A 23,373-nucleotide genomic window follows, 5' to 3' on the forward strand; every position below is an offset into this window, starting at 1 on the left:
AACTGATAACAAAAGAGGAAGAGACAATGCGGGAAATTGATTTTTATCTGGTGGATGCCTTCAGCGACAAAACCTTTGGCGGCAACGCGGCAGCGGTATGTCCTCTGGAAGAGTGGCTGCCGGACGAGACGCTTCTCAAAATGGCACAGCAGCATAACCAGTCGGAGACCGCGTTTTTTGTGCGAACCGACGGCGGATTTGAACTGCGCTGGTTCACCACGCTGCATGAAATTAACCTCTGCGGCCATGCGACCCTCGCGGCATCACACGTCATTTTTGAGTATCTGGACTATCCGCATACGGAAATCCACTTTACCACGCGCTTCGTGGGGGAGCTGACGGTCAAACGCAGCGGCGACTGGCTGACGCTGAATTTCCCCGCATGGTCCACGGAGGTCGTCGATAACCCACCGCCTGCACTGTTTAGCGCGCTGGGCATCCCGGCGGCAAAAGAGGTGCGCGTCGGGCGAGACTACTGCGTGGTGCTGGAGAGCCAGCAGCAGGTGGAGGCATTAATGCCGGATATTGGCGCGATGGTTCCGCTGGGCAAAATGGTCTGCGTAACCGCGCCGGGCGAAGGGGAATATGACTTCGTCAGCCGCTTTTTCTGCCCGGGCGAAGGGGTGCCGGAAGATCCGGTTACCGGGTCCACGCACAGCATGCTGATCCCCTACTGGAGTGAAAGGCTGGGTAAGACGTCGCTCAACGCCCGCCAGGTGTCGTACCGCGGCGGGGATCTTCGCTGCGAGCTGAAGGGCGACCGCGTACTCATTGCCGGCCAGGCCACCCTGTACCTGAAAGGGCGGATCTTTTTACGCTAGCGGCTGCGCGATAAGTTAATACTATGAAGCAGCCTGGCAGGCCTGCGCTATGTTGACATTGAGTTTCACAAATAAAGCAAGGAGCCTGCCATGTATTCCATTACCTCTGAATCTGCACGTCACCCGGACATTCTTATGCTGATTGCGGCCCTCGACCGTTATCAGAGCGAACTCTATCCCGCCGAAAGCAACCATCTGCTCGATCTTTCAGAACTGCCCGCGACATCCCTTATCCTGATGATCGTCCGCGACCCGCAGCTTCAGGCCGTTGGCTGTGGAGCTATCGTACTCAACGGCGACGGAACGGGGGAGATGAAGCGGGTTTATATCGATCCGGCCCATCGCGGGCAACATCTGGCTGAGAAGCTACTGGCCGCGCTGGAAGATGAGGCCCTGAGCCGTCACTGCCATACCGTACGGCTGGAAACGGGCATCAAACAGCATGCCGCGATTCGTCTTTATGAACGAAGCGGCTACGATCGGCGTCCGGCGTTTGCCCCGTATGTGGACGATCCGCTTAGCCTTTTTATGGAGAAGGCGCTGGTTGAAGACGTTCGTTTAGCAGCGCTATAAACGCTTCCAGCTGGCGGGTCATCGCCCCGCGTCGCCACACCAGCCAGGTAGTGAGCCAGCGCCAGTTTTCCGCCAGCGGCCAGGCTTCAACCTGATGGTGGCCCGGCATACTTTCCAGCATTGAGCGCGGCATCAGCGCGATGCCCGCGCCCGCGATGACGCAGGCGAGCATGCCGTGATAGGACTCCATCTCATGAATGCGTCCCGGCGCGGCTCTGTCTGCATGAAACCAGCTCTCCAGGTGTCGGCGATACGAGCAGTTTGCGCGAAAGGCATAAACATCACTGCCGCTCACCTGCGCAGCGCGCGTTACCTCTGTCTGCCCGGCAGGGGTGACCAGCATCATCTCTTCCCGGTAGACCGGCATCCCCTCCAGCTCCGGGTGCGACAGCGGCCCGTCGACAAAGGCGGCGCTCAGGGTGCCCTCCAGTACGCCATCAATCATCGTCCCGGACGGCCCGGTAGAAAGGGCAAACTGGATGCGCGGATAGCGCTGGTTAAACTGCGCCAGCGTCTCAGGGATGCGCACGGCGGCGGTGCTCTCCAGCGCGCCGAGGGCAAACAGCCCCTGCGGCTCATCGCCCGCGACGACCATGCGCGCTTCATCCACCAGCGCCAGGATCTGCCTGCTGTAGCGCAGGAAGTTATGACCGGCGGGAGATAAGCGTAAACGCTGGTTCTCACGAATAAACAGCTCCACGCCAAGATCGGCCTCCAGCTGGCGGATGCGGGTCGTCAGATTCGAAGGAACGCGATGCACCTTCTGCGCCGCCTGGGTGATGCTGCCCGTCAGCGCGACGGCGTTAAACATTTCAAGCTGGGTTAAGTCCATAGCATTCTCGTTTCGTGAATAAGGTGGTCAGTATTATTCATTTTTAAGAAATAGCAGAGTGAGCCACACTTAATCAACCGAAATGCGTGGAGAACATCATGAAATATTCATCTGCTACACATGCTCTGTCCGTTAACCCTGCAACGGGCGAAACGCTCGCCTCGTATCAGTGGGCGACGCAGGAAGAGGTTGAACGTGCCATCGCGCTGGCTGATGCGGGCTTTCGTCACTGGCGGTGCGAAAGCGTAGCCCACCGGGCGCAGAAGCTGCGCGATCTCGGCACCGCGCTGCGCGGTCGCGCGGAAGAGATGGCCCGGATGATGTCCCGCGAGATGGGAAAACCCATTCAGCAGGCGCGGGCGGAAGTGGCGAAATCAGCGGGCCTTTGCGACTGGTATGCCGAACATGGCCCGGCGATGCTGAATGCTGAACCCACGCAGGTCGAGAATAACAACGCGGTCATCGAGTATCGTCCGCTGGGGCCAATTCTGGCGGTGATGCCGTGGAACTTCCCGCTTTGGCAGGTGCTGCGCGGCGCGGTGCCGATCCTGCTGGCAGGTAACAGCTATCTGCTCAAACACGCGCCCAACGTGCTCGGCTCGGCGGAACTTATCGCGCAGATTTTTGCGGACGCCGGCTTCCCTGAAGGGGTATTCGGCTGGGTGAACGCCACCAATGACGGCGTAAGCCAGGCGATTAACGATCGTCGCATTGCGGCGGTAACCGTCACCGGCAGCGTGCGCGCCGGGGCAGCCATTGGCGCGCAGGTGGGGGCGGCGCTGAAAAAATGCGTTCTTGAGCTGGGGGGTTCTGACCCGTTCATCGTTCTCAACGATGCCGACCTGGATCTTGCCGTGAAGGCGGCGGTAGCAGGGCGCTACCAGAATACCGGGCAGGTGTGCGCGGCGGCCAAACGGTTCATTGTGGAAGAGGGTATTGCAGACACCTTTACCCGACGCTTCGTTGACGCCGTCGCCGCGTTAAAGATGGGCGCGCCGGATGAAGAAGAGAACTACCTTGGCCCGATGGCGCGCTATGATCTGCGCGATGAACTGCATCAGCAGGTGCAGGCGAGCCTGGCAGAAGGGGCAACGCTGCTTCTGGGGGGAGAGAAAATCAGCGGTGAGGGGAATTATTACGCGCCAACCGTGCTGGCGAACGTCACCCCATCGATGACGGCCTTCCGCCAGGAGCTGTTTGGTCCGGTCGCGGCCATTACGGTTGCGAAAGACGCGGCGCACGCCCTGACGCTTGCCAATGACAGCGACTTTGGCCTGTCTGCCACGGTCTTCACCGCCGACGCAGCGCTTGCGGATAAATTCTCTCGCGAGCTGGAGTGCGGTGGGGTGTTTATCAACGGATACAGCGCCAGCGACGCGCGCGTGGCCTTTGGTGGCGTGAAGAAAAGTGGCTTTGGTCGCGAACTTTCCCATTTTGGTTTGCACGAATTCTGTAATGTGCAGACGGTGTGGAAGGATCGCGTGTAATTTATTCGGCCCTCATCACGAGGGCCGTTGTCATTTATCTGCAATGGTTCTGTCATTTTCGTTTCGTAGACTCGCACGCGTCTAACGTCTTGTTACTGAAGAAAATTATGAACCTAACGCAAATTTTTCGCCGTATTGCGCAGCGTCTTATCCCTCGCCAGTTTGGCCTGCTGACGGGCATCTTTTGTATTATTGGCCTTTTCTCCGCGCTGCAGCTCTCCTCATCCTTTCTGCTGAACGCCTCCCTGAAGGAAGCTCAGCGCAATGAACGACAAAACCTGCTGGCGTATCAGCAGCAGAGCAAGCTGGATCTGGCGCGCGTCTCTCTGCTGGCGGCGAGCGATCTGCTCAACCGCTCCGGCGTCTGGTTTATGCAGGATAAAGAAACCGGCTCGGAAGGAAGCTGGCACAGCCTGATGGACGACGCACAAAAGTCGCTGGCGGTTTCTCAGCAGGCATGGAAGGCCTGGCTGGCGCTCAGCCCGCCAAAAGATGAGGCGCTGATTAACAGCTACCAGCTTTTCTACGATGCCATTAAGGAGCAATCGGAAGCGCTTGTCAGAACCAACTCCATTGATGCCTTTTTTGCCGTGCCGGCACAGGCGTTTCAGACCGACTTTAACGACAACTACGCGCGCTATCAGCAGGCCAGCGAGAAGCAGGCCCTGCAGGGGCGTCAGGCTTTAATGGCGCAGCTCTCCGGTCTGCAAACGTTGTTCCTGCTGGCGCCGGTTCTGCTACTCGCCATCGCCGCAGCCGTCTGGTTCGGCATGTCCAGGTGGGTGATTACGCCGTTGCGTCGGCTTATTGCACATATTAACCGGCTGGCCGCTGGAGATCTCTCCGGCACGCCGCCAAACGTGATGCGCTTTAACCGGGAGACGGGGCAGCTTAGCGACAGCGTTGCCACCATGCAGCGCGGCTTGCAGCAGCTGGTGACGCAGGTCAGCCACGCCACAGCCACGATGGTGGAGAACATTGGCTCCCTCGCGGAGGGAAACCAGAAGCTGTACCAGCAGTCGGCGCGTCAGGCAAAGGAGCTGGAGGAGGTCACAGCGCATATCGCGGCGCTGGAAACCCACGTGGAAGGGAATACCGGCTATGCCCGCCTCGCCAGCTCGCGCGCGGATGAAGCGCGTCAGGCTGCCGTAGGAGGCGACCAGATGATGTCGACCGTGAATGCCTCCATGCAGGCGATCGTCGAGCGATCGTCAGAGATGCGCGGGATCGTGGCGATGATCGACAGCGTGGCGTTTCAGACTAACATTCTGGCGCTCAACGCCGCCATTGAGGCCGCCCATGCCGGAAACCAGGGGCGCGGGTTTGCCGTCGTCGCCCGGGAAGTCGGGCTCCTGGCGCGAAAGAGCAGCCACTCGACGCAGACCATTCAGGAGTTGATCAACCGCTCCGTGCAGGGCATTGAAGACGGCTCCCGCGCCGTGAATCTGATGGAAGAGAACCTGCAGCAGGTCACCGGTCTGGTGGGCAATTTAAGCAGTTTGCTGAATGAAATCTCGACCGCCACGCTCAGTCAGGGAGAAAGTATTCACCAGATGACGCGCCAGCTTCAGGCGCTGAATCAGGTCTCGCGCCAGACGGATCTGCTGGTTTCTGACGCCTCGGAGGCCTCTGAACGCCTGCAAAAGCAGTCCGATCTTTTATTGCAGGCCGTTTCGCGTTTTCGTCTTAGCGCCTGACGCAATACATTAGCCTCTGTTATACTCGCAGCCCGTTTTAGCCTGAGGGCAAGGAGCAAAGAGTGGCTGCGGTCATCCATAATGAGATGCTGGACGAGATTCTGGCGCAGGTTCGTCCGTTATTGGGAAAGGGGAAGGTGGCCGACTACATTCCGGCCCTTGCCTCGGTGAGCGGGAATAAGCTGGGCATCGCTATCTGTACCATAGACGGACAGCGATATCAGGCAGGCGATGCCACTGAACGCTTTTCAATTCAGTCTATTTCTAAAGTGCTGAGTCTGGTCGCGGCGATGCGCCAGTATGAGGAAGAAGAGATCTGGCAGCGCGTGGGAAAAGATCCGTCCGGCCAGCCCTTTAACTCACTGCTTCAGCTCGAAATCGAGCAGGGTAAACCGCGTAACCCCTTTATCAACGCCGGGGCGCTGGTGGTCTGCGATATGCTGCAAAGCCGCCTCAGCGCACCGCGTCAGCGAATGCTTGAGATTGTTCGTCAGCTTTCTGGCGTGGACGACATTGCCTATGATTCAGTGGTGGCGCGCTCGGAGTTTGAACACTCGGCCCGCAACGCGGCTATCGCCTGGCTGATGAAATCCTTCGGCAATTTCCACAATGACGTGGCGACCGTGCTGCAAAACTACTTCCATTACTGCGCCCTGAAGATGAACTGCGTTGAGCTGGCCCAGACGTTTCTGTTCCTTGCGCACCAGGGGCACGCGCCGCATCTCGATCAGGAGGTGGTTTCCCCGCTTCAGGCGCGTCAGGTTAACGCCCTGATGGCTACCAGCGGCATGTATCAGAACGCCGGAGAGTTTGCCTGGCGGGTTGGCCTTCCGGCCAAATCGGGCGTTGGCGGCGGGGTGGTGGCGATTGTGCCGCATGAAATGGCGATTGCCGTCTGGAGCCCGGAGCTGGATGAAACGGGAAATTCACTTGCCGGCGTGGCGGTTCTGGAGAAGCTGACCCAGCGCCTGGGACGTTCTGTATACTGATGTCTGACCTGGATCGCCTCTTTTCCCGCCTGGCGCGATCGACGTTTCGCTCGCGCTTCCGCTTAGGCAATAAGGAACGACAGTACTGCTGGGACAAAGGCCCCGAAACCATTGACCAGCATGCCGCCGATTTTGTCGCTAAACGCCTTGCACCCGCGCAACCCGTAAACGACGGCAAGCAGACGCCCATGCGTGGCCACCCGGTGTTTATCGCCCAGCATGCCACCGCGACCTGCTGCCGGGGCTGTCTGGCAAAATGGCATAACATTCCCCAGGGCGTGCAGCTGAGCGCGCAGCAGCAACATTATATCGTCAGCGTGATCCACCGCTGGCTGGTGATACAGATGAACGCCCAAAAATGATATTTAATGCGTTCTGCGCTTACCGCCTGCAGCCTCGTACCCGGCTGGCGGACGAGCAAATCGTCATAACGCATTGACGTGAAATGGATAGCGGCTTAACAGGACGTCGAACGCTGACAATGTCTCGGTTTAAGCTACGCTTTGAGTAACGCTTTACGTCAGGAGACATTATGAAAGCACCTGCAACACCTGAAAATGAAATTGACAGACTTAACGCGCTGCGCGAATCGGGTCTGCTTGAGATTGACAGTTCCCCGGCGTTTGACCGCTTAACGCGTCTGGCAAAACGCTTTTTCCAGGTACCGCTGGCCATGGTCAACCTTATTGATGAGCATACGCTGATCGTTAAGTCGGCGGATGGGCAGGCCCCCGACTCCGTTCCGCGCAACATCTCTTTTTGTGGCCATACCATCCTCACCGAAGCACCGCTGATCGTCGGGGATATGCTTCAGGACGATCGTTTTGCGGATAACCCGCTGGTGGCCGGCGAACCTCGCGTGCGGTTTTACGCAGGCTTTCCGCTTCGCTTACGCAACGGTGCAAGCGTTGGCTCGCTTTGCCTGATTGACTACGCACCGCGGGAGTTCTCAGCGACCGATCTCGCCGTGCTGGGGGATTTGGGCGCGCTGGCTGAAGATGAGTTTGCGGCAATCAGCGCGGCGACCACGGATGAATTGACCGGATTATTCAACCGACGGGGCTTTAACCAGCTCGTGCGGTTCACGCTCTCCATCGCCCGACGCCGGGCTGAGCCGTTAACGCTCGGCTGGCTGGATCTGGATCGTTTCAAGGAGATTAACGATCGCTACGGGCACGAAGAGGGGGATAAGGCGTTAAAGACCATGGCGCAGCTGATGCGCGCCTCTTTCCGCGAAGCGGATATGCTGGTTCGTTTTGGTGGCGATGAGTTTGCCGTGCTGTTTGCTGATACGGATGAGAAGGGCGCGTGGATTGCCATGCAGTATCTCGCCGAGCAGGTCGAAAACTACAATGCACGCAAGCTACATCCGTGGTCGCTTCTGTTCTCCTGGGGGCTGAGCGAATTCGATCATAACGGCAACGACCTGCAGCAGTGGCTCAAAGATGCCGATGAAAAAATGTATGCCATGAAGCAGCAGCGGCAGCGGGCCAGATGACATAACAAAAGCGTATGACCGTTCCGTTTGCGTTAATGAAATGTTAAATGCAAAGTGAGGGTATTCATCCTAAGGACAAAAAAATGAATACCTCACTGCAAATCAAAAACCTCACCCGCGACGACATTCTCACCTATCTTGATGCGCTGGCCGGGATCCTCGAAAACTGCGTAAACGGCGGCGCATCCGTCAGCTTTATGCTGCCCTTTAACCTGGAGAAGGCCCGTTCATTCTGGCTCGGCATAGCTGACAGCGTAGGGCGCAACGAGCGCGTGGTGCTGGCCAGTATTGATCCGCAGGAGGGCGTCATTGGCACGGTGCAACTGATTACCGACCAGCCGGAAAACCAGCCGCACCGTGCGGACGTGGCAAAGCTGCTGGTTCATGAAAAAGCTCGTCGAAAAGGGGCCGCAATGGCGCTGATGGAAGCGCTGGAAGCTGAGGCCCAGGCCAGAAACATTTCGGTTCTGGTGCTCGATACCTCCACCGGCAGCGGCGCCGAAACCTTCTACCAGCGTGCCGGCTGGCAAAAGGTTGGTGAGATCCCGCGCTACGCGCTGATGCCGGACGGCGCTAAGACGGCCACGTCGGTGTTCTATAAATTCTTATAATTTTTTCACAACCACGCCGGGGATTGATCGAAACAGGGTTTCTGGTCGTAAAGTTTTGATAAGTTATCGTACCAATCTCATCAGGCTGTATGACTAATCATAAAAGGAACCCTCTTGTGAACACGCTCAACCGTCGTGATTTTCCCGGTGCGCAGTATCCCGAACGCATTATTCAGTTTGGCGAAGGCAATTTCCTGCGTGCGTTTGTCGACTGGCAAATTGACCTTTTGAATGAACATACCGATCTCAACGCCGGTGTGGTTATCGTTCGTCCTATTCAGAGCGACTTCCCGCCGTCGCTGAACACGCAGGATGGGTTGTACACCACCATCATTCGTGGCCTGAATGAGCAGGGCGAAGAGGTGATCGAAGCCCGACTTATCCGCTCTGTTAACCGTGAAATCAGCGTCTACGACGATTACGACGCCTTTCTGAAACTGGCACACAGTCCGGATATGCGCTTTGTTTTCTCGAACACCACCGAAGCCGGAATCAGCTATCACGCGGGGGATAAATTCGACGATGCGCCAGCCGTCAGCTACCCGGCGAAGCTAACGCGCCTGCTGTTTGAGCGCTTTAGCCACTTTAACGGCGCGCCTGACAAGGGCTGGGTTATCATTCCGTGTGAACTGATTGACTACAACGGTGACGCATTGCGTGAACTTGTGTTGCGCTATGCCCAGGAGTGGGCGCTGCCTGCCGCCTTTATCCAGTGGCTGAACGAGGCAAACCACTTCTGCTCAACGCTGGTTGACCGTATCGTAACCGGTTACCCGCGCGATGAAGTGGACACGCTTGTGGCCGAGCTGGGTTATCACGATGGGTTCCTGGACACGGCTGAACACTTTTATCTGTTTGTCATTCAGGGGCCAGCCTCGCTGGCTGGTGAACTGCGCCTGGATAAGTACCCGTTAAACGTGCTGATTGTCGACGACATCAAGCCCTATAAAGAGCGTAAAGTCGCCATTCTCAACGGTGCGCACACGGCGCTGGTACCGGTGGCCTATCAGGCCGGGCTGGATACGGTTGGCGAGGCGATGAATGATGAAGACGTGTGCGCTTTCGTCGAAAAAGCAATTTATGAGGAAATTATTCCGGTTCTCGATTTGCCCCGCGACGAACTGGAGTCGTTCGCCAGCGCGGTAACAGGGCGTTTTCGAAATCCCTACATCAGACACCAGCTGCTTTCCATCGCGCTCAACGGCATGACCAAGTATCGCACGCGTATTCTTCCGCAGCTGCTGGCAGGGCAGAAGTCCTCAGGTCAACTGCCAGCGCGTCTGACGTTTGCGTTAGCGGCACTGATCGCATTTTATCGCGCGGAGCGTAACGGAGAGAACTATCCGGTGCAGGATGATGCGTTCTGGCTGGAACGTTATCAACAGCTATGGGCGCAGCATCGCGATAATCAGCTCGCTACCCGCGAACTGGTGCACGCCGTGCTGAGCGTAGAAGCGCACTGGGAGCAGGACCTGACGAAGGTGGACGGTCTGGTTGATCAGGTGACGCGGGATCTTGATGCCATTCTGCTGAAGGGCATGCGCGCAGCGGTGAAGCCGCTTTGCTAATTACGTGACCCGGCTTCGGCCGGGTTTAAACAGGCATTATTTTAGTTACAACATACTATTTACCCTGTTTTTAAAATCAAATGCAGCACCGTGCGGTTTTCATTCTTCAGGTGAGAGAATGCAATGTTCCGTTAACATGCTTGCAACCGTGATGGGGATCACGTTTAATAGCCACGCTCTTTTCTTGCCTGAAACTCACTATGATTGTTCGTCCTAAACAGCACTGGCTACAACTGATTTTTGTCTGGCACGGTTCGGTACTCCCCAAAATCTATACCCGACTGCTGCTCAACTTCCTGCTTTCTATCGCCGTTATCCTGATGCTGCCGTGGTATACCTCGCTGGGCATCAAATTTACCGTGGCGCCATTTAGCATTCTCGGCGTGGCGATCGCAATCTTTCTTGGTTTCAGAAACAACGCCTGCTATTCACGCTACGTTGAGGCTCGCCAGCTGTGGGGGCAACTGATGATAGCGGCACGCTCGCTGTTTCGCGAGGTAAAAAACACCTTGCCGGACGATAAGCACCTGGGGGAATTTGTCCGCCTGCAGATCGCCTTTGCCAACTGCCTGCGCATGACCCTGCGCCGGGAAATGAACGCTGACCAGCTCTCTCGCTATCTTGCCCCGGACGTTTTAGCTCAGGTAATGGGCGCCAACTCGCCGGCGAACCGTATTTTGCTGGTCATGGGGGAGTGGCTGGCCGTGCGGCGGCGTAACGGGCAGCTTTCGGACATCCTGTTCCACAGCCTGAACAACCGCCTCAACGATATGTCCATCGTCCTTTCCGGCTGTGAACGGATTGCGACAACGCCAGTGCCGTTTGCCTATACGCTGATTTTGCACCGCACGGTGTATCTGTTCTGCATCATGCTGCCGTTCGCGCTGGTTGTGGATCTGCACTACATGACGCCGTTTGTCTCGGCGCTGATCTCATATACCTTTATCTCGCTGGACACCCTGGCGGAAGAGCTGGAAGACCCGTTTGGCACAGAAGATAACGACCTTCCGCTGGACGCCATCTGCAACATGATGGAACGCGATCTGCTGCAGATGAACGATGAAGAGAACATTCCGGAAAGGCTGATGCCGGATAAGTACTATCAGCTGACCTGATGGGCGTTCCACTCGTCGCGGGTGATCTCCCACAGTTCGGAGTCCAATATCCCGCTGACGTAGGCTTTCTTTTCCGTTCTGATGAGCCGCATGCCGCTGCTGTCTGAAATACGACGGGAGCGGCTGTTCGCGGCGGCCTTCGGCGCCCGCAAAACGGGTTTGTTGAGCGTATTAAACCAGTAATCCGTCGCGGCAATGCTGGCCTCACGCATATATCCCTGTCCCTGAAACTCCGGCGCCAGCCAGAATCCGCGGTTATTATCGTCAACATCGTACAGACAGATAATCCCCATCAACGCATCCGGCACCTCACGACGGCGGATGCTCCAGATCCAGGCTATCCCTTTTGCCATATCCGGCAGCGCGACGTTATTCACATAGTTTTCCGCGCCATTATCCGGGTAGGGCCAGGGCACGGAAGAGACCAAATAGCGAACGATCTCCCAGCGCGGATACAGCTTTTGAATCTGAACCGCATCTTCGGCGACCAGCGGTTTCAGCAGGAGACGTTCTGTCGTGAGGGTCGGTATTGTCATCTGCGGATCTCCTTATTTAAGCGTTATGTTTTTGTTTGCGTTCTGGTATTTTCATCTCTATCACATTCTGGTGAGGCGTGCTGTGGTTATTCACTACCAAAACTGGGCAACGTCTCTTTCATGACGAAATATCGAAGAGGTGATATGACGTTACGAACTGCTCATCCACAGGAAGCCGAAATACTCTGGAATATACGCAATCAGGCGATTCGTCACGGCTGCAAAACCAGCTACGACGCTGACGTGATTGCACGCTGGACGCCGGATCTTATGCCCGAGCATTACCGTCAAATGGTCATTGAATACCCTTTTTACGTGGTGGAAGACGAGAAGGGCGTCATTGCGGCTACCGGCTATCTGGATCTTGATACCCATTGTCTGGAGGCCATATTCACCTTGCCTTCAGCCACCGGAAAAGGCATGGCGACCAGAATTATCGAGGCGCTTACACACGAGGCGCGCAGCCGGGGGATAACCCGCCTGAGGCTGGATGCAACGCCTAACGCCCACTCCTTCTATCAGAAGCTGGGGTTTGTGACGCTGCGCGAAAACTATCATCACTCGCGTATGGCGGGGGCTGATTTACGCTGTTTTGAAATGGCAATCGACTTGTAATGTGAGGAACGCATGGCTGTCACGGTAAGACCTCTACGCGAAGACGACTATCCCCAGTGGCGACCGCTGTGGGATGGCTATACCCATTTTTATGATTGCTACCTCGAGGAGTCCGTTACCGCATCGACATGGGAAAGGGCGCTTTCAGCGCATTCACCGATGTTCTGTCGGGTGGTAGAGAAAGACGCAAAGGTCATCGGTTTCGCAATGTGTGTTCTGCACGAAGGAACCTGGTCAACCGCGCCCATCTGCTATCTGGAAGATCTGTTTGTTGATGCAGCCGAGCGCGGCGCGGGAGCGGGTAAGGCGCTGATTGATGCCTTGATAGCGGAAGGCAAGCGCGAAGGGTGGTCAAAGCTCTACTGGGTTACCCGGGAGAACAATCCGGCACGTAAACTCTACGATCGATACGGTGACGCTGACGATTACGTTCGCTATCGTCTCTCCCTTTAAGGCAGCAGCCTGTGTTTGTATCACACTGTATCCGTGTTCCAGATACATACACAGGCTTGCAATAAACGCGTTTCCGCACATATCCGCTATACATTGAACTGTTGTTATATCTCCGTGAATTGTACTCAACCGGAGATACCAACATGTTCAGCAAACTCGCTTATTCAACGCTTGCTCTCACCGTTTCCCTTGGCACCGTCATGTCATGTCAGGCCGAAGTCACCGGCACTAACTTAGCGGCGGCTTTCGATCGTCCACAGCAAATTAACGCCGGCGATCTTAACGTCGGGTATGTCGACATTGGTCCTAAAGACGGCCAACCGGTCATTCTGTTACACGGCTGGCCCTACGATATTCACAGCTACGCTGAAGTCGCGCCTGCGCTGGCGGCAAAAGGCTATCGCGTGATTGTGCCTTCTCTGCGCGGCTACGGTACTACGCGCTTCCTGTCGGCAAAAACGCCGCGCAACGGCCAGCCTTCCGCGATGGCGAAAGATATCGTGAACCTGATGGACGCCCTGAATATCAAGCAGGCGGTGTTTGCAGGCTATGACTGGGGTGCCCGTACGGCCGATATCGTTGCGGCGCTGTGGCCAGAGCGCGTTAAGTCGCTCGTTTCGGTAAGCGGTTATCTCATCAGCAGCCAGCAGATTGGTAAACAGCCGTTGCCGCCAAAAGCGGAGCAGCAGTGGTGGTATCAGTTCTATTTCGCCACCGAGCGCGGTGCGGAAGGCTATGCCAAAAACACGCATGACTTCGCTCGTTTGATCTGGTCTCAGGCCTCACCTGACTGGAAATTTAGCGACGCTGTCTTTAACGCCAGCGCCAAATCCCTTGATAACCCGGATCACGTTGCGGTAACGCTCAGCAACTATCGCTGGCGCTTAGGGCTGGAAAAAGGCGAGCGCAAATACGACGCCTACGAGCAAAAACTGGCCACGCTGCCGAATATCACCGTTCCGACGATCACCATCGAAGGCGGAAACAACGGGGCGCCGCATCCGGCACCGCAGGCCTACGCGGGAAAATTCACCGGTAAGTATGAACACCGTACCTTCGGCGCAACCGTGGGGCACAATCCGCCTCAGGAAGATCCGCAGGATTTCGTCAAGGCAGTTGTTGACGCTGACAAACTCTGAAATGTGCTATTTTCAGTACGTTACCCTTCGGTCTGGAGATTTCGGTGGAGCATATTGATCATATCCTTGTCGTCGATGACGACAGGGATATTCGTGAACTGATTATCGACTATCTCGTTAAGTCCGGTTATCGCGCCTCTGGCGCGGCAAACGGCAAAGAGATGCGCGTCGTGCTGGAGAAGCAGCATATCGACCTGGTGGTGCTGGACGTTATGATGCCCGGCGACGACGGGCTTACGCTGTGTCGGCAATTACGCGTCGGGAAATATAAAGATCTGCCCATCCTGATGCTGACGGCGCGCAACGAGGAGACGGACAGGATCCTGGGTCTGGAAATGGGAGCCGACGATTACGTCGTAAAGCCTTTCGTCGCGCGAGAATTGCTGGCGCGTATCAAAGCGATTTTACGCCGTTTTCGCACGATGCCGCCCAATTTACAGGTGACGGAAGCAGGGCGGCTGGTGACGTTCGGCGAATGGCAGCTCGATACCGTTGCCCGCCACCTGATCGACCCGGAAGGGGTGATTGTGGCGCTCAGCGGGGCGGAGTATCGCCTGCTGCGCGTTTTCCTTGACCACCCGCAGCGGGTGCTGACCCGCGATCAGCTGCTCAACCTGACGCAGGGGCGTGACGCCGAGCTGTTTGAACGCTCAATCGACCTGCTGGTTAGCCGGGTTCGCCAGCGTCTGAATGAAGATGCCCGTACGCCCGCGTATATTAAAACCGTGCGCAGCGAGGGCTATGTGTTTACCATGCCGGTCACCATCATAGAGGCTAACGAATGACGCTCTGGCCTCGCTCGCTGCTGGCCCGCTTGCTGATCGTCGTGCTGCCCGGCCTGTTGCTCGCCAATGCCCTGAGCCTGACGCTGGTCATGATAGAGCGAATGCACAGCGCCCGAACGGTGATGCTCGGTAATCTGGAATACGATGTCGCGACCAGCGTGGCTATTTTAGACCGCTTACCCGCCAGCGAGCGCGCGGCCTGGCTGCCGCGACTTGAACGGGGTAACTATCGCTATATTCTGGGGCCGGGAGAGCCCGGGAACGCGCCGACGGACAAGCGCTCCCGGGACGCCATCCGAACCTTAAAAGCGACGCTTGCGGAACAGTACCCGCTCAGCTTCACCGCCGTTCCCGGCGCCATTTCACATATCCAGGCGCATCTCACGCTACATGATGGCGCACCGCTGACCATTGACCTGATCCCTCGGATGCCGCCGGTCGCCAGCTGGCTGCCCGTTGTTCTTATTCTGCAGTTGCTCGTGCTGGCTGCCTGCTCCTGGATCGCCGTACGCCAGGTGATACGGCCTTTTTCACAGTTTACCCGCGCGGTAGACTCCCTGGACCCGGCTGCCAATTCGCCAATGACGGAAAAGGGGCCGATCGAGGTGCAGCGGGCAGCACATGCCTTCAACGCGATGCAGGCGCGCATTCAGTCCTATCTCAGGGAGCGGGCGCAGATCCTGGCATCCATATCGCACGATCTCCAGACGCCCATTACCCGCATGAAGCTTCGTGTTGAAATGGCGGATCAGCCTGACCTGCGCGACAAGCTCTTAAACGACCTTGATAACATGTCGCGTCTGGTGCGGGAGGGTATTGCATATGCCCGGTCATCAGAATCACTGGAAGAGACCTCGCTGAAGCTGGAGCTGAACGCCTGGATAAACAGCATCGCCTGCGATTATCAGGACATCAGTAAAAACGTGCAGTTTCAGGCAGGCGAAAACCGTTTGCCCATCGTCACGCGTCCACAGGCGCTGCGCCGGGTGATGACCAACCTGCTGGATAACGCCCTGAAATTTGGCGACTACGCCACCATTAGCATTGATGACTCAGCTGCCGGAGAGGTGGTGATTCACATCATGGACGGCGGGCCGGGGATACCGGATGCCGAGCTGGAGGCGGTATTACAGCCGTTTTATCGGGTAGAAACATCACGCAACCGTGACACCGGCGGGACAGGACTCGGCCTGGCGATCGCAGCGCAGCTCACCGCTCAGCTGGACGGAAAGCTAAAGCTGGAGAACCGCGCAGAGGGAGGGCTGGACGTTTCGATTACTCTCCCGCGCCTTTAATTGTACGGTTCTGTATCTCCCCGCGAGGCCGATACAGAGCCAGACAAAAACCCACGCTTTTACACATATCCTGAACACATCCGCACGATGAAATAGCCTCACTGCAGCATCGCAGGACTTGTATTGTGAGGTGTCTATGTTTCTGATAATTGCTTTCCTGGGCGGGATGATAAGCTTGCTCAGTCCATGTACGCTCCCGGTAATTCCTCTCCTGTTCGCCGGTTTTCAGGGGCAGCGGCGACATATTCTGGCGCTGCTCGCGGGGATGATCGTCATGTTCACCCTGGTGGCGATGGTCGTCACCGTCGCCAGCGAGTGGATAGCAGAGGCAACTATCGTCGGGCGCTGGATCGCGCTTATCGTCCTGGCCACGGCCGCACTGGCCTTAATTTTTCCGGCCTTTGCCCAGCGTATCGCCGGGCCGGCAGTCAGCGCGGGAAATGTCCTTAACACCCGAAGCGGGCAAACGCGTGGAATGGCATCGGCTTTTCTGGCCGGGCTTGCCGTCGGGCTGCTCTGGTGTCCCTGCGCGGGACCGATTCTGGGCGCCATTTTCAGCATCAATATTGCCGGACACTCGGCCATTGCCACAGGAGCCTTGCTGGCCGCCTATGGTAGCGGCTGCGCGCTGATGCTGGGCCTGCTCGTTTTCGGAGGCCGCACGCTGATGGCGCCGCTGAGAGCAAGATCGGCGCTGATGGAAAAATTACGTCAGGGGGCAGGCGTGGTGATGTTAGCGGCCGTCGTCTTTAACGCAACGGGGATGACGTCTGTTCTGCAAGGCGCAAACGGCGTCGCGGATCGTCTTGAAACCGCGCTGCTGAATCTGGCAAAGCCCGCCGCGCAACCGGCGAAGCTTCAACCTGTCGTCATGACCGAACCCAGCAGCCAGCTGCCTTCATTAAGCGGTGGGACAGGGTGGGTAAATGGTGACCCTGTCACGTCTGAATCACTGCGCGGGAAGGTGGTTCTGATCGATTTCTGGACCTGGGACTGCATTAACTGCCAGCATACGCTTCCGCACGTGCGCGACTGGGCAACAAAATACCAGTCTCAGGGCCTGGTCGTCATAGGGGTACACACGCCTGAATACCCCTGGGAGAAACCGATCGCCTCGGTGAAAAACGCGGTAAATAAATGGCAGCTGCCCTACCGGGTTGTGACGGACAACAACTATCAGATCTGGAACGCTTTCGGCAACCAGTACTGGCCCGCGCACTACTATTTCGATGCTAAAGGTCAGCTACGCTATACCTCGTTTGGCGAAGGGAATTATGAGCAGCAGGAAAAGGTTATCCAGCAGCTGCTCAAAGAGGCCCGTTCATAGCGCCGTTCAGGGCTGACGCTGAGCAACCATAAACAGTCGAGGAAAAGCCAGCAGTATCTGCCCGTTTTCCTGGAGCGGATACTGCTCTTCCAGCAGTTCATGGTAGCGTTTCAGGAAACGTTGCTGCTCGCTCTCATTCAGTTCCTGGAGCCACGGGCGTAAACCGGTCGCGCTGACCCAGTCAATAATGGCCTGGTGCGAACTCATTTTATGGAAATAGGTTGTCCGCCAGATATCCACATCGCAGCCGGCCTCCGACAGGATATCGTAATAGGCATGCACGCCAGGCAGCGGCTCGCGGCCACGGTCCGGGTAGCCTTGCTCCAGCGCCACTTCACGCATCGCCACATGCGTGGGCTCAAGCCAGTTGTCCGGCATCTGGATCGCCAGCACGCCATTGAGCGCGAGCAGTGACGCCAGATGCGGCAGGAGATCGTAATGGTCAGGTATCCACTGTAGGGATGCGTTCGCATAGATGAGGTTCAACGGCTGGCCAGGCCTGAACTGGCGGATATCGGCCTCAACGAACTGACAGTCGGGCAGTGCCTTGCGCGCCTCTTCCAGCATAGCCGGTGAGTTATCGACGCCGACAATCTGCGCTTTAGGCCAGCGATGCTGCAACAGCGCGGTGCTGTTTCCCGGCCCGCAGCCCAAATCGGCAATGGTGGCAACGTCACTCAGGGGAATTCTGGCAAGCAGCTCGGCGGCAGGGCGCGTTCGTTCAGCGCCGTATTGCAGATAAAGCGAAGGGTTCCAGTCGGCCATCTTCAGATCTCCGTTTTGCGTGTTTCAGCAAGGATAGCACAGGCCGACACCTGCACCGGGACAGGCGTCGGGCGAGCGGCAGGTTACAGAAGGCCTTTCAGTGCAATATGGTAGAGCAGCATGATGGTTTTTCCGTCGACGATTTTGCCCGTATCAATTCCCCGCAAGGCCTCTTCAAAGGGCATTTCCAGCACGTCGATATCTTCTCCCTCCGCTTTGATACCGCCGCCTGCGCTGGTTTTGTCCTTCGGCTGATACTCGGCAATATAGAAATAGAGTTTCTCCGTGACGGAGCCTGGGCTCATGTAGGCTTCAAAGATTTTCTGCACGCTCGACACGTTAAATCCGGTCTCTTCCTCCGCCTCTGCTCTAATGCGGCTTTCCGGATCCATGTTATCAAGCAGGCCGGCCGCCGCCTCAATCAGATTGTCCTCATGGCCATTAATAAAGACCGGGAAGCGGAACTGGCGAGTCAGAATCACCGTTTTTTGGTCACGGTTGTAGAGCAGGATCGTGGCGCCGTTCCCCCGGTCATAAACTTCACGCGTTTGCCGCTGCCATTCGCCATCGCGTCTTTGTAGGTCAAAGGTATATTTTTTAAGTAAGTACCAGTTATCTGACAGGGTTTCACTGTCAATGATGCGCACATCTGCACGTTTTGATTGCACGTTTCGTCCTCCTTACGTAGAGTAACTATCAATACCAGCACTATCGTGCATTTTCAAGATTAAACATGCAACGTCAGGAATACATCATGCTCACCAGTCAGCGAAAACAGTTGATCCTTGAAAAGCTCGGTGCCGAAGGTCAAGTCCAGTCAAAAGCGCTTAGCGTTCTCTTCGACGTCTCTGAAGACACCATCCGACGCGATTTGCGCGAGCTGGCGGCAGAAGGGCGTTTACAGCGGGTTCACGGCGGCGCGCTGCCGTCGTCTTCCGCTACTGTGCCTTTCGCGGAACGACAGTCCGTTAAAATGGATGCCAAAAGAAAGGTGGCGCAGAAGGGGGCGCAGCTGATTTCTTCGGGCCAGGTGGTGATCGTTGACGGCGGAACGACCACCTCAGAACTGATCGCCTTTTTACCGCATGACCTGCGTATTACCGTGGTGACGCACAGTCCGAGCATTGCCCTGGGGCTTGTTAATCATCCTTTTATTGAGGTGATTCTGATCGGCGGCCGTTTATATAAACACTCGATTGTCGCCGTCGGCGCGGCGGCCATCGAAGGTATCGAAAACATTCATGCGGATCTGTTCTTTATGGGCGTGACCGGTATCCATCCGGAAGCAGGGCTGACGACCGGAGATTTCGAAGAGGCGTGCATCAAACGTGCATTTTCCGGCAGAGCCGCCGAGACGGTTGTCCTGGCGTCGCCGGAAAAAATAAATACGGCGTCATCATTTGTTATTGGCGATGTGGCGCTGGCGAATACGATTGTCGTCGAAGGCGATACCGACCGCGACTGGGTCAATGCGGTATCGGAAAAAGGGGTATCGGTCGTATTGGCCTGAGCGTGAGCCAGCCAGAAAACTGGCTGGCGCGGGTACTCGCAAGCGAGTGAAATTAAGTTATCTTTCTTCGGGGGCATGGCATACCGCTTCGATATTATGACCATCAGGCGCAATGACAAATGCGGCATAGTAATTTTTACCGTAGGAGCGTAATCCCGGTGCGCCATTGTCGCGTCCGCCTGCGCGCAGCGCGGCATGGTAAAAGTCATCAACCTGCTGGCGTGTCGTGGCCACAAAGGCCAGATGAAGCGGAGCGGGTTTATCATTCGACTGAAAAAGGCAAAGAGAAACATCGCCGGAACTCATTTCGACGCCATAGTCAGGAGAGCCTTCATCGACGAGTTCGACACCGAGCGGTTGAAGCGACATGAGGAAGAAGGTTTTACTTTTCTCATAATCGCTGACGCCGAATTTTACATGATCAAACATAATGGACTCCTCAAAAGTGATGGTGAAATGAGAAGTATAGAAAGAGAGTGGAGTCCAACACGATCAAGGGGTTGCGAATGTGACCGATATCAATACTCGCTACACAGCAGACCGTTTACTCCCTACGAATGTCCAACGCAGATAATCATAGAGCCAGTTAAAAAGCATCGTGTATGGCAGGAAAAACAGTACAAGGCCAATCTCAACAAAAAATGCCTCCGCGATCGTTAAATTCAGCATGAACATGGCCACAGGGATTAAGGAGATGATAAGGCCCGTTTCAAACCCAACTGCATGGATGGCGCGAACGAGAAACGTTCGTTGAAACTGATGTTTTTTCTGAAGGGCGTCAAAGAACTTATTGAAGACAAAATTCCAGACCGTTGCGGTAAGCGCAGATATCACCGACAACGAACCCGACTGGAGTACCGAAACGTTCATCAGCCACGCAAGAGACAGAGCGATGATAACGTTGGCCGTCACTTCAAAAATGACAGCGTGGAAAATCCTTTCTTTGAAGCTTTTATTGAGTTCGATTTCCATAAGTCTACAGCAGCGGTGGTCAAAGCCAGGAGTATATCAAACGTCTTTTAACATTGGATAAACGTAGAGGTTGGGATTTCACAAGCTATCAATGAACCGGGGCCAATTCACGACCGTAGAAAGGCAGATTTTGACTGGCATTACGTTGGTGCGCATAATGTATATTATGTTAAATAAGAATGTTGCTGTGCCTCGGGAGGTATCCCTCCTCAGTCTTGAGGATTCACCGTTGGCCACGCAGTTTGTATGTAAAACCCACTGACGATTACGCCTATCTGTGAAAAAAACTCACAACACCATTCGATGGCGCATGCTGGTTCCCTTCATGTCAGTGCAATACCCTGTCACATACAGAATTGCTGGCAATAAAAGAAGGAACACAGAATGGAGTATGTGAATCTGGGTCGTAGCGGTTTGAAAGTCTCCCGTCTTTGTCTCGGTTGTATGAGCTATGGTGAACCTGAACGCTTGCCTCAACCCTGGTCCCTGGATGAAAAGGCGTCACGTCCGCTCATTCGTCAGGCGCTTGAAGCGGGCATTAATTTTTTTGATACCGCGAATATCTACTCGGGCGGAAGTTCTGAAGAGATCACTGGAAAAGCGCTGAGAGAAATGGCCAGACGCGATGAGATCGTTGTGGCGACAAAGACCTTCTTTCCGTGGCGCAACTCACCCAATACCGGGTTTCTTTCCCGCAAGGCCATTTTTCATTCTATTGACGATAGCCTGATGCGCTTAGGCATGGATTACGTGGATCTCTTTCAGATTCACCGCTTTGACCACTCCACGCCTGTTGAAGAGACCATGGAGGCTCTGCATGACCTCGTTAAATCAGGAAAAGTACGTTACATCGGCGCATCATCTATGGAAGCCTGGCGCTTTGCAAAAATGCAGCATACGGCAGAGCGTAACGGCTGGACCCGATTTATTACGATGCAACCGCAATACAACCTGCTTTACCGGGAAGAAGAGCGCGAGATGCTGCCCCTGTGTGAAGACCAGGGCGTTGGTGTGATCCCCTGGAGTCCGATGGCACGAGGCAGGCTCACGCGCGACTGGAGTGTCACGTCCCGACGAACGCAAAACGATGCCTTTGCGTTAAAAATGTATGAGAACGCAGCCCTTCTGGATAAGCCCGTTATTGATGTTGTTGCCAGCATTGCTGAAAAGCACCATGTGCCAAGAGCCCATGTTGCAATTGCCTGGTTGCTATCAAAAACGGTCATCACAGCACCGATCATCGGCGCGACGAAACCAGAACATCTTTCCACGGCTATTAGCGCGCTGGACTTTTCACTTAGCGATGCCGAAATCATGGAACTCGAGGCACGCTATCTGCCGCACCCCGTCGACGGGATCATTCCCCCGCTTCCGGATACGCCACCTTCACTCACGCCGCCTTCAGCAATACAGGACTGTTAATGCCCTACCCTGGCCCGGCGTTGGTTCGGGCCCGCTGTTGGTGACAATGAACAACTCGTGATGTCAGGGTCGGATCGCCAAACCGGGAGACTTTACCTACAGTCTCCCTGTGACAGTAAGTATAAAGGTGGCCATCACCGTTTAACTTTTATCAAACTGACTTTCGGTAAACGGATCTGCGCGACCGCCCTGCAATGGGATCCTGGCAAGCGCTGCATCGATTTCGCGTAACTCGCTGTCCGTCAACCGGACTTGCGGTGCACCGCTATTTTCTATCAGGTGCGGATATTGCGTCGTACCCGGGATGGGGACAATCCATGGCCGTTGTGCCATCACCCAGGCCAGCGCGAACTGAACCGGAGTGGTGTTTTTGCGGCGGGCCCACGACTGCGCAAATTCAAGCAGTACCATGTTTTTGGCCAGGGCATCGGGCTGGAAGCGTGGCAGATTATGCCGCCGATCTGTGCTGTCGAACCGCTGATCTGGATTGACTGCCCCGGCAAGGAAACTCCTGGCGGTCGGGCAGTAAGGTACAAAGCCGATACCCAGCTCTTCGAGCGTTGGAAATATCCGCGTCTCCGGTTCACGCCACCACATGGCGTACTCACTCTGTACTGCAGTCACAGGGAGTACCGCATGTGCGCGGCGGATTGTCCTGGCACTCGCTTCCGACAATCCCCAGTGTTTCACTTTACCCTCCTGTATCAACGCCTTCACGGTTTCCGCCACATCCTCGATCGGCACATTCGGATCGGGGCGATGCTGATAAAGAAGATCGATGTGCTCCGTTTTCAGACGCTTTAGCGAGCCCTCTACGGCACGGCGAATATGGTCAGGATGGCTGTTAAGGGAGGTTGGCTTCCCCTCCTCCACGCCGAAACCGAACTTAGTGGCAATCACCACACGATCGCGAACGGGGGCCAGTGCTTCCCCGACAAATTCTTCACTGAGATGGGGACCATACACCTCGGCAGTATCAAAGAACGTAATCCCTTGTTCGAAGGCGGCCCGGATGAGCGACACCATGGCTTTGCGATCGCGCGGACCACCGCCGTAATACCCCACCATAGGCAGACACCCCAGTCCCATGCTGGAAACCTCCAGCGAGCCGAGTTTACGCGTGGTTAAGATCTCCTTCTCGACGGGAACAGCATCCGAAGGGGCGTTCGACGAGTCCTGACCAGCCGGGTTCGCCATCACTGCACCGCTCCTGCCAAGGGTGGTAGCGGCCAACGCCAGACCGGCGCCGGCGATCAGAAAATTGCGACGATCCCGGGAAGCGGGTACGGAAGCAGAATGCTGGTCATGCATCATCTTGCTCATAAACTGGAACTCCCTATAGCGAAGAAAGGATTCATTAATT

25 protein-coding genes are annotated in these 23,373 nt (G+C 56.0%); 18 read left to right on the forward strand and 7 right to left on the reverse strand.

The annotated features are described in order from the left end of the window. Positions 1-26 precede the first annotated feature (26 nt). Positions 27-821 carry a PhzF family phenazine biosynthesis protein gene (locus IM291_RS11580; protein ID WP_045260511.1) on the forward strand — a complete coding sequence of 265 codons (795 nt, stop codon included), beginning with the start codon at positions 27-29 and terminating at the stop codon, positions 819-821. Between the two features lie 90 nt (positions 822-911). Further along, positions 912-1,394 carry a GNAT family N-acetyltransferase gene (locus IM291_RS11585; protein ID WP_047368544.1) on the forward strand — a complete coding sequence of 161 codons (483 nt, stop codon included), beginning with the start codon at positions 912-914 and terminating at the stop codon, positions 1,392-1,394. Here IM291_RS11585 and IM291_RS11590 read toward each other — a convergent pair. Continuing rightward, positions 1,348-2,226 carry a LysR family transcriptional regulator gene (locus IM291_RS11590; RefSeq protein ID WP_028013145.1) on the reverse strand — a complete coding sequence of 293 codons (879 nt, stop codon included), beginning with the start codon at positions 2,224-2,226 and terminating at the stop codon, positions 1,348-1,350. The genes IM291_RS11585 and IM291_RS11590 overlap by 47 nt on opposite strands. A 98-nt stretch (positions 2,227-2,324) precedes the next feature. On the opposite strand from IM291_RS11590, the gene sad reads away from it, so the two are divergent. The 8 genes from sad to IM291_RS11630 all read left to right on the forward strand — a co-directional run bounded on the left by sad (position 2,325) and on the right by IM291_RS11630 (position 11,191). Next, positions 2,325-3,713 carry a succinate-semialdehyde dehydrogenase gene (sad, locus tag IM291_RS11595; protein WP_192986902.1) on the forward strand — a complete coding sequence of 463 codons (1,389 nt, stop codon included), beginning with the start codon at positions 2,325-2,327 and terminating at the stop codon, positions 3,711-3,713. A gap of 107 nt (positions 3,714-3,820) precedes the next feature. Beyond that, on the forward strand, positions 3,821-5,410 hold the full coding sequence (locus tag IM291_RS11600; protein ID WP_192986904.1) for a methyl-accepting chemotaxis protein: 1,590 nt from the start codon (positions 3,821-3,823) through the stop codon (positions 5,408-5,410). 62 nt (positions 5,411-5,472) lie between these two features. After that, positions 5,473-6,399 (forward strand): glutaminase B, encoded by a 927-nt coding sequence (gene glsB, locus IM291_RS11605; protein WP_028013148.1) that lies wholly within the window; start codon positions 5,473-5,475, stop codon positions 6,397-6,399. Then, on the forward strand, positions 6,399-6,761 hold the full coding sequence (locus IM291_RS11610; RefSeq protein ID WP_192986906.1) for a DUF4186 domain-containing protein: 363 nt from the start codon (positions 6,399-6,401) through the stop codon (positions 6,759-6,761). The genes glsB and IM291_RS11610 overlap by 1 nt, the downstream gene beginning before the upstream one ends. A gap of 170 nt (positions 6,762-6,931) precedes the next feature. Beyond that, positions 6,932-7,897 (forward strand): sensor domain-containing diguanylate cyclase, encoded by a 966-nt coding sequence (locus IM291_RS11615; RefSeq protein WP_028013150.1) that lies wholly within the window; start codon positions 6,932-6,934, stop codon positions 7,895-7,897. A gap of 83 nt (positions 7,898-7,980) precedes the next feature. Then, a complete protein-coding gene (locus tag IM291_RS11620) occupies positions 7,981-8,508 on the forward strand; it encodes a GNAT family N-acetyltransferase (protein ID WP_192986907.1) in 528 nt (175 codons plus the stop codon). Positions 8,509-8,624: 116 nt separating this feature from the next. Then, positions 8,625-10,076, forward strand: a complete 1,452-nt coding sequence (locus IM291_RS11625; protein ID WP_192986908.1) for a tagaturonate reductase — start codon at positions 8,625-8,627, stop codon at positions 10,074-10,076. Between the two features lie 200 nt (positions 10,077-10,276). Beyond that, positions 10,277-11,191 (forward strand): bestrophin family protein, encoded by a 915-nt coding sequence (locus tag IM291_RS11630; protein ID WP_045260518.1) that lies wholly within the window; start codon positions 10,277-10,279, stop codon positions 11,189-11,191. On the opposite strand, the gene IM291_RS11635 is transcribed toward IM291_RS11630, so the two are convergent. Further along, a complete protein-coding gene (locus tag IM291_RS11635; RefSeq protein ID WP_028013154.1) occupies positions 11,179-11,727 on the reverse strand; it encodes a GNAT family N-acetyltransferase in 549 nt (182 codons plus the stop codon). The two genes, IM291_RS11630 and IM291_RS11635, sit on opposite strands and share 13 nt — an antisense overlap. 144 nt (positions 11,728-11,871) lie before the next feature. Here IM291_RS11635 and IM291_RS11640 point away from each other — a divergent pair, with 144 nt between their 5' ends. The 6 genes from IM291_RS11640 to IM291_RS11665 all read left to right on the forward strand — a co-directional run bounded on the left by IM291_RS11640 (position 11,872) and on the right by IM291_RS11665 (position 17,341). Next, positions 11,872-12,342: a GNAT family N-acetyltransferase gene (locus IM291_RS11640; RefSeq protein ID WP_136343270.1), complete on the forward strand. Its 471-nt coding sequence runs from the start codon at positions 11,872-11,874 to the stop codon at positions 12,340-12,342. Positions 12,343-12,354: 12 nt separating this feature from the next. Then, positions 12,355-12,795 carry a GNAT family N-acetyltransferase gene (locus tag IM291_RS11645; RefSeq protein ID WP_028013156.1) on the forward strand — a complete coding sequence of 147 codons (441 nt, stop codon included), beginning with the start codon at positions 12,355-12,357 and terminating at the stop codon, positions 12,793-12,795. Positions 12,796-12,938: 143 nt separating this feature from the next. Then, a complete protein-coding gene (locus tag IM291_RS11650) occupies positions 12,939-13,934 on the forward strand; it encodes an alpha/beta fold hydrolase (protein ID WP_048958215.1) in 996 nt (331 codons plus the stop codon). Between the two features lie 44 nt (positions 13,935-13,978). Continuing rightward, positions 13,979-14,719: a response regulator gene (locus IM291_RS11655; protein WP_048999569.1), complete on the forward strand. Its 741-nt coding sequence runs from the start codon at positions 13,979-13,981 to the stop codon at positions 14,717-14,719. Further along, entirely contained in the window at positions 14,716-16,014 is a 1,299-nt protein-coding gene (locus IM291_RS11660; protein WP_192986909.1) for an ATP-binding protein, read from the forward strand. The genes IM291_RS11655 and IM291_RS11660 overlap by 4 nt, the downstream gene beginning before the upstream one ends. A gap of 136 nt (positions 16,015-16,150) precedes the next feature. After that, positions 16,151-17,341 carry a cytochrome c biogenesis protein/redoxin gene (locus IM291_RS11665; protein ID WP_192986910.1) on the forward strand — a complete coding sequence of 397 codons (1,191 nt, stop codon included), beginning with the start codon at positions 16,151-16,153 and terminating at the stop codon, positions 17,339-17,341. Between the two features lie 6 nt (positions 17,342-17,347). Here the strand turns inward: IM291_RS11665 and tam are convergent, their stop codons facing one another. Next, positions 17,348-18,106, reverse strand: a complete 759-nt coding sequence (gene tam / locus IM291_RS11670) for a trans-aconitate 2-methyltransferase (RefSeq protein WP_048958805.1) — start codon at positions 18,104-18,106, stop codon at positions 17,348-17,350. 83 nt (positions 18,107-18,189) lie between these two features. Then, complete coding sequence (locus IM291_RS11675) at positions 18,190-18,774, reverse strand: NUDIX domain-containing protein (RefSeq protein ID WP_192986911.1); 585 nt, start codon at positions 18,772-18,774, stop codon at positions 18,190-18,192. Between the two features lie 86 nt (positions 18,775-18,860). Here IM291_RS11675 and IM291_RS11680 point away from each other — a divergent pair, with 86 nt between their 5' ends. Further along, complete coding sequence (locus IM291_RS11680) at positions 18,861-19,616, forward strand: DeoR/GlpR family DNA-binding transcription regulator (protein WP_192986912.1); 756 nt, start codon at positions 18,861-18,863, stop codon at positions 19,614-19,616. 57 nt (positions 19,617-19,673) lie between these two features. On the opposite strand, the gene IM291_RS11685 is transcribed toward IM291_RS11680, so the two are convergent. Further along, entirely contained in the window at positions 19,674-20,045 is a 372-nt protein-coding gene (locus tag IM291_RS11685) for a VOC family protein (RefSeq protein ID WP_028013164.1), read from the reverse strand. 99 nt (positions 20,046-20,144) lie between these two features. Continuing rightward, entirely contained in the window at positions 20,145-20,588 is a 444-nt protein-coding gene (locus IM291_RS11690; RefSeq protein ID WP_059357553.1) for a PACE efflux transporter, read from the reverse strand. Positions 20,589-20,972: 384 nt separating this feature from the next. On the opposite strand from IM291_RS11690, the gene IM291_RS11695 reads away from it, so the two are divergent. Continuing rightward, entirely contained in the window at positions 20,973-22,010 is a 1,038-nt protein-coding gene (locus IM291_RS11695) for an aldo/keto reductase (RefSeq protein WP_192971073.1), read from the forward strand. Positions 22,011-22,151: 141 nt separating this feature from the next. Here the strand turns inward: IM291_RS11695 and IM291_RS11700 are convergent, their stop codons facing one another. Further along, positions 22,152-23,333, reverse strand: a complete 1,182-nt coding sequence (locus IM291_RS11700; protein ID WP_192971074.1) for an aldo/keto reductase — start codon at positions 23,331-23,333, stop codon at positions 22,152-22,154. Positions 23,334-23,373 lie beyond the last annotated feature (40 nt).

Origin of the sequence: Enterobacter cloacae complex sp. P27C (assembly GCF_014895705.1) — a bacterium.
GTDB lineage: Bacteria > Pseudomonadota > Gammaproteobacteria > Enterobacterales > Enterobacteriaceae > Enterobacter > Enterobacter bugandensis.

Coding starts and splice junctions, on each gene's coding strand:
- IM291_RS11580 (WP_045260511.1), top strand. CDS start 27: ATGCGGGAAATTGATTTTTATCTGGTGGATGCCTTCAGCGACAAAACC.
- IM291_RS11585 (WP_047368544.1), top strand. CDS start 912: ATGTATTCCATTACCTCTGAATCTGCACGTCACCCGGACATTCTTATG.
- IM291_RS11590 (WP_028013145.1), bottom strand. CDS start 2,226: ATGGACTTAACCCAGCTTGAAATGTTTAACGCCGTCGCGCTGACGGGC.
- sad (WP_192986902.1), top strand. CDS start 2,325: ATGAAATATTCATCTGCTACACATGCTCTGTCCGTTAACCCTGCAACG.
- IM291_RS11600 (WP_192986904.1), top strand. CDS start 3,821: ATGAACCTAACGCAAATTTTTCGCCGTATTGCGCAGCGTCTTATCCCT.
- IM291_RS11610 (WP_192986906.1), top strand. CDS start 6,399: ATGTCTGACCTGGATCGCCTCTTTTCCCGCCTGGCGCGATCGACGTTT.
- IM291_RS11615 (WP_028013150.1), top strand. CDS start 6,932: ATGAAAGCACCTGCAACACCTGAAAATGAAATTGACAGACTTAACGCG.
- IM291_RS11620 (WP_192986907.1), top strand. CDS start 7,981: ATGAATACCTCACTGCAAATCAAAAACCTCACCCGCGACGACATTCTC.
- IM291_RS11630 (WP_045260518.1), top strand. CDS start 10,277: ATGATTGTTCGTCCTAAACAGCACTGGCTACAACTGATTTTTGTCTGG.
- IM291_RS11635 (WP_028013154.1), bottom strand. CDS start 11,727: ATGACAATACCGACCCTCACGACAGAACGTCTCCTGCTGAAACCGCTG.
- IM291_RS11640 (WP_136343270.1), top strand. CDS start 11,872: ATGACGTTACGAACTGCTCATCCACAGGAAGCCGAAATACTCTGGAAT.
- IM291_RS11645 (WP_028013156.1), top strand. CDS start 12,355: ATGGCTGTCACGGTAAGACCTCTACGCGAAGACGACTATCCCCAGTGG.
- IM291_RS11650 (WP_048958215.1), top strand. CDS start 12,939: ATGTTCAGCAAACTCGCTTATTCAACGCTTGCTCTCACCGTTTCCCTT.
- IM291_RS11660 (WP_192986909.1), top strand. CDS start 14,716: ATGACGCTCTGGCCTCGCTCGCTGCTGGCCCGCTTGCTGATCGTCGTG.
- IM291_RS11665 (WP_192986910.1), top strand. CDS start 16,151: ATGTTTCTGATAATTGCTTTCCTGGGCGGGATGATAAGCTTGCTCAGT.
- tam (WP_048958805.1), bottom strand. CDS start 18,106: ATGGCCGACTGGAACCCTTCGCTTTATCTGCAATACGGCGCTGAACGA.
- IM291_RS11680 (WP_192986912.1), top strand. CDS start 18,861: ATGCTCACCAGTCAGCGAAAACAGTTGATCCTTGAAAAGCTCGGTGCC.
- IM291_RS11685 (WP_028013164.1), bottom strand. CDS start 20,045: ATGTTTGATCATGTAAAATTCGGCGTCAGCGATTATGAGAAAAGTAAA.
- IM291_RS11690 (WP_059357553.1), bottom strand. CDS start 20,588: ATGGAAATCGAACTCAATAAAAGCTTCAAAGAAAGGATTTTCCACGCT.
- IM291_RS11695 (WP_192971073.1), top strand. CDS start 20,973: ATGGAGTATGTGAATCTGGGTCGTAGCGGTTTGAAAGTCTCCCGTCTT.
- IM291_RS11700 (WP_192971074.1), bottom strand. CDS start 23,333: ATGAGCAAGATGATGCATGACCAGCATTCTGCTTCCGTACCCGCTTCC.